General features: G+C 64.9%; 7 protein-coding genes. 3 read left to right on the top strand and 4 right to left on the bottom strand.

The features are described from left to right. Positions 1–1,250 (bottom strand): amidophosphoribosyltransferase (purF, locus tag ACU0B3_RS04245; protein WP_446259561.1); only part of this gene is annotated, 1,250 nt, incomplete at its 3' end. Between the two features lie 504 nt (positions 1,251–1,754). On the opposite strand from purF, the gene ACU0B3_RS04240 reads away from it, so the two are divergent. Both ACU0B3_RS04240 and ACU0B3_RS04235 read left to right on the top strand, forming a co-directional pair. Next, a complete protein-coding gene (locus ACU0B3_RS04240) occupies positions 1,755–2,024 on the top strand; it encodes a hypothetical protein (RefSeq protein ID WP_446259560.1) in 270 nt (89 codons plus the stop codon). 178 nt (positions 2,025–2,202) lie between these two features. Beyond that, positions 2,203–2,535, top strand: a complete 333-nt coding sequence (locus ACU0B3_RS04235; RefSeq protein ID WP_446259559.1) for a hypothetical protein — start codon at positions 2,203–2,205, stop codon at positions 2,533–2,535. Between the two features lie 24 nt (positions 2,536–2,559). Here ACU0B3_RS04235 and typA read toward each other — a convergent pair whose 3' ends face one another. The 3 genes from typA to ACU0B3_RS04220 all read right to left on the bottom strand — a co-directional run bounded on the left by typA (position 2,560) and on the right by ACU0B3_RS04220 (position 6,470). Further along, positions 2,560–4,377 (bottom strand): translational GTPase TypA, encoded by a 1,818-nt coding sequence (typA, locus tag ACU0B3_RS04230; RefSeq protein WP_446259558.1) that lies wholly within the window; start codon positions 4,375–4,377, stop codon positions 2,560–2,562. Positions 4,378–4,524: 147 nt separating this feature from the next. Beyond that, complete coding sequence (locus tag ACU0B3_RS04225) at positions 4,525–4,860, bottom strand: DMT family transporter (protein WP_446259557.1); 336 nt, start codon at positions 4,858–4,860, stop codon at positions 4,525–4,527. Positions 4,861–4,934: 74 nt separating this feature from the next. Then, positions 4,935–6,470, bottom strand: a complete 1,536-nt coding sequence (locus tag ACU0B3_RS04220; RefSeq protein ID WP_446259556.1) for a trimethylamine methyltransferase family protein — start codon at positions 6,468–6,470, stop codon at positions 4,935–4,937. A gap of 242 nt (positions 6,471–6,712) precedes the next feature. Here ACU0B3_RS04220 and tgt point away from each other — a divergent pair, with 242 nt between their 5' ends. Further along, on the top strand, positions 6,713–7,855 hold the full coding sequence (gene tgt / locus ACU0B3_RS04215; RefSeq protein ID WP_446259555.1) for a tRNA guanosine(34) transglycosylase Tgt: 1,143 nt from the start codon (positions 6,713–6,715) through the stop codon (positions 7,853–7,855). Positions 7,856–7,857: the final 2 nt, after the last annotated feature.

Genomic DNA, 7,857 nt, shown 5'->3' with positions numbered 1-7,857 from the left:
GTGTCGACCCCGTAAAAGCAAGGCCAGGCGGTGGGCGGCGAGGCGATGCGGAAATGCACCTCGGAAGCGCCGGCATCGAGGATCATCTCCTTGATCTTGCGCGAGGTGGTGCCGCGCACGACGCTGTCATCGACGAGGATCACCCGCTTGCCCGCGATCAAGGCGCGGTTCACGTTCAGCTTGAGCCGCACGCCCATGTTGCGGATCTGTTCGGTGGGCTCGATGAAAGTGCGGCCCATATATTGGTTGCGGATGATGCCCATCGCGTAGGGAATGCCGGATTCTAAGCTGTAGCCGATGGCCGCGGGCGTGCCGGAATCAGGGACGGGGCAGACGAGATCGGCGTCGACCGGGCTTTCCTTGGCCAGCTCGCGCCCGATCGCCTCGCGGGTCTCGTAGACGGAGCGACCGCCGAGGATGCTGTCGGGGCGCGAGAAATAGACGTGCTCGAAGATGCAGAACCGCGGGCGTGCCGGGCGGAAGGGGTGGCGCGATTCGAGGCCATGGGGGGTGATCACGACCATCTCGCCGGGCTCGACTTCGCGCAGGAACTCGGCGCCGACGATGTCGAGGGCGCAGGTCTCCGATGCGAGCACGTAGCCGTCGCCCACCTTGCCGAGTACCAGCGGGCGCACGCCGAGGGGGTCGCGCACGCCGATCAGTTTGGTCCGGGTCATGGCCACGACGGAAAAGGCGCCCTCGACGCGGCGGAGGGCGTCCTCCATCCGGTCGGGGATCGAGCGCTGGAGCGAGCGGGCCATGAGGTGGATGATGCACTCGCTGTCGGAGGACGACTGGAAGATCGAGCCGCGCTCGATCAGCTCGCGGCGGAGCGCGTCGGCGTTTGTGATGTTGCCGTTGTGCGCTATGGCCGCGCCGCCCATGGAGAATTCGCCAAAGAAGGGCTGCACGTCGCGGATGGCCGTCGCGCCCTTGGAGCCGGCGGTCGAATAGCGCACGTGGCCGATGCCGATGGGGCCGGGCAGGGTCGCCATGATCGCCGGATCGGTGAAGGTGTCGCGGACGTAGCCAAAGCGGCGCGCGGAATTGAAGCCGTGCTCGGCGTCGTGCACGACGATGCCGCCTGCTTCCTGTCCGCGGTGCTGCAGCGCGTGCAGGCCAAGCGCGACGAAGGAGGCGGCGTTGGCCACGCCTGTGACGCCAAAGACGCCGCATTCCTCGTGGAGCGTGTCACCCTCGTCGAGAGCGGAGGCGTCGAACGGGTGCGAGGGCGGCCAGATGGGATCCACGGGGCAGGTCTCCGCGAGCAGGGATGAGCGCCTTTCGTTTACGCAAACCCCGGGGCACTGTCACGCGGGCATTTTGGCGTTTCGTATGAGCGGGCGCGGGTCAGGTTCTGTCTGGATGTGGCAAGCGCATTGGCGGCGGTTCGCTGACGCACGGGGCGGCGGTCGGCGGTCTCGCGCGGGCGTTAACCATTGAGACCGGATTTTGATGAAGCGGACGGGCGGCTGTGTATATCTTTGTGAGGCGGGTTGAAGAAGCGATTCGCGCTGACCGCAGAGACAATCGTTAAGGTTAATACCGGTTGTTTCCGTTTCAAAAACAATAACGATTGCAAGGCGTTACGGCTTCAAGTCCGATTTATGGTCAAAAAGCCACAAGACCCCCGGTTTTGGCGGGATTTCGGAGGTTGTGCCGGATTTTTCCACAATTGGAGGAAAACCGGAGTCGCCTCGGGCGGCGTTGAGCGCGTAGCTTGTCGGCACTGTAGTTCTACTAGGAGAAGTTCTATGAAAAAGCTGACGATCGCTGCTGTCGTTGCTTCCGCTGCATTCGCGGCTCCCGCCATGGCGTGGGAAGGCAAAGTCATCGCATGTTTCGATAAAGTTTGGGTCCCGGCGAAATACGCCACCACCCATGTGCCGCACAAGCCGGCCAAAACCGTCTGGGAACACCGCAACGGCCAGATGGTCGAAGTGTACTACCCGGCCGTGATGAAAGAGATGAAGTCGCTCGTGAAAGAGGGCTACTACATCAAGCGCAAGGCACCCTGCAAATAAGGGCACCGCGCTGACATCGGGAAGGGGCGTCCGGGAGACCGGCGCCCTTTTTCTTTGGCGAGCTATCTCGGCGGGTCGTAGAGGTCTGGCGGGGTCTTGGGCGCTTGGGCGCCACAATTCGGTCCAACTTCGGTCCATTTGAAGGGTTAACGCTTCACCTAAATAGAGGGTGGAGCAGATGATGACCCCGAACTTTGCACTGAGATCAGGTGCGCTGAGATTGACCGCGATCAGCGCGGCGCTGGCCGTGACGGCAAGCTTTGCCTGGGCGGATGACAGCCGCGTGGACGGCAAGGGCGAGCGCTACAAGCTTGTGAGTTGTCACAAGAATGTCGAGGTGCCGGCGCAGTACAAGGTGTCCAAGAAGCTGATCAAGAAGCCGCACCGCAAATATGTTCAGCGCGGCCATGTGATCGAGCTGCGTGAGTACCCGGCCGTCTACAAGGAGATCCGTACCAAGGTGCGCGACGCCTACATCGTGCTGAAGGAAGTGCCCTGCGCCAATAAGTGAGCGCGATGGGTGCCAGTACCCATCCTACGCCGCTCCGCGCGCTGCCCGTTTGCGCTCGTGCGGGTCGAGATACCGTTTGCGCAACCGCACCGCGTTGGGCGTGACCTCCACCAGCTCGTCATCGTCGATATAGGCGATGGCCTCTTCGAGCGACATCTTGACCGGGGTGGTCAGGCGCACCGCCTCGTCGTTGCCTGAGGCGCGCACGTTGGTGAGCTTCTTGCCCTTGAGCGGGTTCACCTCGAGATCGTTGTCGCGGGAGTGCTCGCCGATGATCATGCCGGTGTAGACCGGTTCCTGCGCGCCGATGAACATCTTGCCGCGGTCCTCGAGGTTCCAGAGGGCGTAGGCGACGGAGGTGCCGTTCTCCATCGAGATCAGAACGCCGGCGCGGCGGCCGGGAATGGGGCCGCGGTGGGGGACCCAGCCGTGGAAGACGCGGTTCAAGACGCCGGTGCCGCGGGTGTCGGTGAGGAACTCGCCGTGATAGCCGATGAGGCCGCGCGACGGGACCTGCGCGATGATCCGCGTCTTGCCGCCCTGTTGGCGCATCTCGGTCATCTCTCCTTTGCGCGCGCCGGTGAGTTTTTCGATGACGGCGCCGGAATGTTCGTCGTCGACGTCGATGGTGACTTCCTCGACCGGCTCGAGCGTCTGGCCGTCCTCTTCGCGCATCAGCACGCGGGGGCGGGAAATCGACAGCTCGAAGCCCTCTCGGCGCATGTTTTCGATGAGCACACCCATCTGCAGCTCGCCACGTCCGGCCACGTCGAAGGCTTCGCCGCCGGGGGTGTCGGAGACTTTGATGGCGACGTTGGATTCGGCCTCCTTGAGGAGGCGCTCGCGGATGACGCGGGACTGGACCTTTTTGCCGTCGCGCCCGGCAAGCGGGCTGTCGTTGATCCCAAAGGTGACGGAAATCGTTGGCGGATCAATAGGTTGCGCGTCGAGAGGGGTGTCGACGGCAAGCGCGCAGATGGTATCGGCCACGGTGGCCTTGGACATGCCGGCGAGGCTGACGATGTCGCCGGCTGTCGCCTCGTCGATGTCCTGCTGGGCGAGGCCGCGGAACGCCTGGATCTTGGTCACGCGGAACTGCTCGATCTTTTGTCCGACGCGGGAGAGGGCCTGTACGGTCGCGCCGACCTTGATCTTGCCGGTCTCGACGCGGCCGGTCAGGAGGCGCCCGACGAAGGGGTCCGATCCCAGCGTTGTCGCAAGCATGCGGAAGTCCTCGTCAGCCCGAGCGGTCTGCCTCGGGCGGGGCACGTGGTTCACGATCAGGTTGAAGAGCGCATCGAGGTCCTTGCGGGGGCCGTCGAGTTCGGCATCCGCCCAGCCGGAGCGCCCGGAGGCGTACATGTGCGGGAAGTCGAGCTGGTCGTCGTCCGCCTCGAGGGAGGCGAAGAGGTCGAAGACTTCATCGAGCGCGCGGTCGGGTTCGGCGTCGGGTTTGTCGACCTTGTTGAGGACGACGATGGGGCGCAGACCAAGCGCCAGCGCTTTGGAGGTCACGAACTTGGTCTGCGGCATGGGCCCTTCGGCGGCGTCCACGAGCAGCACGACGCCGTCGACCATCGACAGGATACGCTCCACCTCGCCGCCGAAATCGGCGTGGCCGGGCGTGTCGACGATGTTGATGCGCGTGCCTTTCCATTCCACGGACGTGGGCTTGGCAAAGATGGTGATGCCGCGTTCGCGCTCGAGGTCGTTGCTGTCCATCGCGCGCTCGGCCACGGCTTGGTTCTCGCGGAAGGCGCCGGACTGTTTGAGCAGTTCGTCCACGAGCGTCGTCTTGCCGTGGTCCACGTGGGCGATGATGGCGATGTTGCGCAGGTCCATGTGCCGCTCCTTGCTGGGCTTGCGCGCGCCTTACGCTGCGGGTGCGAGAAAGGCCAGCGGAAAGGCTTGGGGCTGACTTGGGGAACGAGGGGCCAGCCCCTCGTGCTCCCCGGGATATTTCCGGCCAGAAGAAATTGGAGCGCGCGCCTAGTGCGGCGTCGTTTTGGAGAAGAGGTTGATGACGAGTATGCCGCCGAGGATCATGGCGATGCCGATGAGGGCGGGCAGATCGAGTTTCTGGCCGTAGACGAGGTAGGCGAAGGTGGCGATCAGGACGATGCCGAGGCCGGACCAGATGGCGTAGGCAATGCCAACGGGGATGGATTTGAACGACAGGCCAAGCAGGTAGATGGCGGCGAGAAAGCATACGAGCGTGATCACGGTGGGGAGAGGTTTGGTGAATTGCGCGCTGGCCTTGAGGGCGGTGGTGCCGATGGTCTCGAACACGATAGCGGTCACGAGGTAGATGTAGGCGAGTGGCATGGATCGCTCCAAGAGTTTGTGGCGCGCCACTAGGGTGTTGCGGCGCGCTCTTGATGTATCACGTGAAGTCGCTTTCAGGCGAGATGGATTGTGAATTTGTCCCGGATGGCCGTGTCGATGTCCGCCGGCAGGCGGGCGGCGGCAGGTGCCGAGAGGATCTGCTCCTTGCGCGCGGTGGCGCCGGCGACGAGGTCGGGTTTGCCCTTTTCCACCCATTCCTTGGGCGAGGTGCGGTCGCCGAGTGCGGGGTAGATGTAGTCGGTTTGCATGAGGCCGAGGGTCTGTTCGGAGCCGAGGTAGTGGCCGGGGCCGCCGAGGCAGACGGATTTCATCACATCGAGGCTGATGTTGTCTTCGGTCACTTCGATCCCGCGCACACAGCGGAGGGCCTGGCCGATAAGATCGTCGCCTAAGATCAGGGATTCGTGGCAAAATCCGAGGAGGGAGGCGTGCATGCCAGCCGCCTCATACACCATGTTGAGCCCCGAGAGGCCGGCCATGACGTTGGAGCAGGCTTGCTCCCACCCGGCCTGCATGTCGGGGAGCTTTGCGTCGGCGATGCCGGCCGCAGCGCCGCCGGGCAGGTCGTAGAACTTGTGCATCTGGGCGCAGCCTGCCGTCAGCAGCGCCTGTTCGCCAGACCCGCCCGACATCGCGCCGGTGCGCAGGTCCGACACGAAGGGCCAGGTGCCAAAAATTGCGGGGTGCCCGGGGCTTATGGCGTGAACGTAAACCAATCCCGCGAGGCATTCGGCGCAGGCCTGCACGATGGCGCCGGCGATCGATGCAGGGGCGGTGGCGCCCGCCTGTCCGGCGCTGAGCAGCAGGACAGGCATGCCGCCGCGGATGCAGGCCTCCATCACTTCGCAGCTTTCGGTCGCGAATTTCATCGGCGGCACGACAAAGCAGTTGGAGTTGCTCACGAAGGGCCGCGCGCGCCAGGCGTCTTCGCCGCCGGCCATGAGGTGCAGCATGTCGAGCGCGTCGGGGACGAACGACGGCTCGGTAAAGGATGTGCCGATGTGTTTGGTCGTGCCGGAGACGCAGGCGTAGATGGTGTTGAGATCCATCTCGCGGTTGTCGAGGATGTCGCGGGCCACCATCGGGCGCTGCAAAAAGTGAATGTTGTCGAGGGTGTCGACGATCCGCGCGGCGTCGTGCAGGTCCTGCAGCGTGCTGTCGCGGTAGCTGCGTGTGGCGACGTCGACCATGTGCACGGCGGCGCCGGCGGTGCCGTAGTGGACGCGGTGTCCGCCGAGGGTCAGATCGTGGCGCGCCTCGCGTCCGCAGAGGGTGATCTCGCGGTTGGCGGCGGCCAGCACGTCCTCGACCAGCGCGCGGGGGAAGCGGATGCGGCCGTCGTCGCCGAGCTTGGCGCCGATGCGCTCCATCGCTGCGATGCCGGAGGCGGGCGCCTCTGAAAGGCCGATCTCTTCGAGTGCGTCGAGGGCGGCCTGGTGGATGCGCTCCATCGCGGCTTGTGAGAGCGGCTGGTAGGTGCCGCCCGAAAGGCCGGGGCGCACGGGGCGCAGGTGGTCGGGCAGGGCAGCAGCGCGCGCGGCACGGCGGGCAGAGCGGCCTCCGGCGCGGCGGGTCATCGTGTCAGTCATGGGTGTCTCTAAGTGTCTGGAAGCGTTGCGGGATGCGCGGGTGAGGGCGTCGCGTCAGGGGCGCCCACGTGCCGCGCGTCCGCGATCTGCGCCGATGGTGCGCACGATCAGGGCCAGCTTCCAAACGTCTCCGGTCATGTCTGCAGCGTTCCCGCAGCATTGCAAAGTGTCGCACTCGTTTGCGACATGGGGGTCTGATTGCGACGCTTGGCTTTTGCCGGGGCGGGGCGTAAGCCGGCGCCATGTCTGAGCCCTCTCCAAAACCCTTTGCGTTTCACCTTGATCACACGGACGGCGCTGCACGCACCGGACGGATCGAGACGCCGCGCGGGGTGATCCGCACGCCGGCGTTCATGCCGGTCGGGACCGCCGCGACGGTCAAGGCGATGATGCCGGAGAGCGTGGCCGCGACGGGCGCAGACATCCTGCTGGGCAACACCTACCACCTGATGCTGCGCCCGACGGCGGAGCGGATCGCGGCGCTTGGCGGGCTGCACAGGTTCATGAACTGGAAAGGGCCGATCCTGACCGACAGTGGCGGGTTCCAGGTGATGAGCCTGGCTGGGCTGCGGAAACTGGACGAGCAGGGCGTGACCTTCAAGAGCCACATCGACGGGTCCAAGCACCACCTGAGCCCGGAGCGGTCGATGGAGATCCAGCGGCTGCTGGGCTCGGACATCGTGATGTGTTTCGACGAGTGCCCGGCGCTGCCGGCGGACCGGGACCGAATCGCAGAGAGCATGCAGCTGTCGATGCGGTGGGCGAAGCGGTCGAAGGAGGCGTTTGGCGAACGGCCGGGCCATGCGCTTTTTGGTATTCAGCAAGGGGGGTTAGAGGAGGACCTGCGTGCGGAGAGTGCCGAGGCGCTGCAGGAGATCGGCTTCGATGGCTATGCGGTTGGCGGGCTTGCCGTGGGCGAGGGGCAGGAGGCGATGTTCGGCTGCCTCGACCATGTGCCCGGCCAGCTGCCGGTGGACAAGCCGCGCTACCTGATGGGGGTTGGTAAGCCCGACGACATCGTGGGCGCGGTCAAACGCGGGATCGACATGATGGATTGCGTACTGCCCTCCCGCTCAGGCCGGACGGGGCAGGCGTGGACGCGGCGCGGGCAGGTGAACATCAAGAACGCGCGCCACGCGGATGACCCGCGCCCGCTCGATGCGGACTGCACGTGTCCGGCGTGTGCGAACTATTCCCGCGCATACCTGCACCACGTCTTTCGCTCGAACGAGATGATCTCAGGGATGTTGCTGACCTGGCACAACCTGCATTACTTTCAGGAGCTGATGCAGGGAATGCGTGACGCAATTTCGTCGAACACTTTCAACGCGTTCGAGCGCGAGTTTCATGCGATGCGTGAAGAGGGCGACATCCCGCCGCTTTGACC

The organism is Pseudaestuariivita sp., from assembly GCF_052825805.1.
The sequence above is the reverse complement of the archived record's forward strand: the minus strand, read 5'-3'. Positions and strand labels throughout refer to the sequence as shown.

What these genes read in the sequence shown, in the direction of transcription:
- ACU0B3_RS04240 (WP_446259560.1), top strand. Translation starts at nt 1,755, where the DNA reads ATGAAAAAGCTGACGATCGCTGCTGTCGTTGCTTCCGCTGCATTCGCG.
- typA (WP_446259558.1), bottom strand. Translation starts at nt 4,377, where the DNA reads ATGGACCTGCGCAACATCGCCATCATCGCCCACGTGGACCACGGCAAG.
- ACU0B3_RS04220 (WP_446259556.1), bottom strand. Translation starts at nt 6,470, where the DNA reads ATGACTGACACGATGACCCGCCGCGCCGGAGGCCGCTCTGCCCGCCGT.
- ACU0B3_RS04225 (WP_446259557.1), bottom strand. Translation starts at nt 4,860, where the DNA reads ATGCCACTCGCCTACATCTACCTCGTGACCGCTATCGTGTTCGAGACC.
- ACU0B3_RS04235 (WP_446259559.1), top strand. Translation starts at nt 2,203, where the DNA reads ATGATGACCCCGAACTTTGCACTGAGATCAGGTGCGCTGAGATTGACC.
- tgt (WP_446259555.1), top strand. Translation starts at nt 6,713, where the DNA reads ATGTCTGAGCCCTCTCCAAAACCCTTTGCGTTTCACCTTGATCACACG.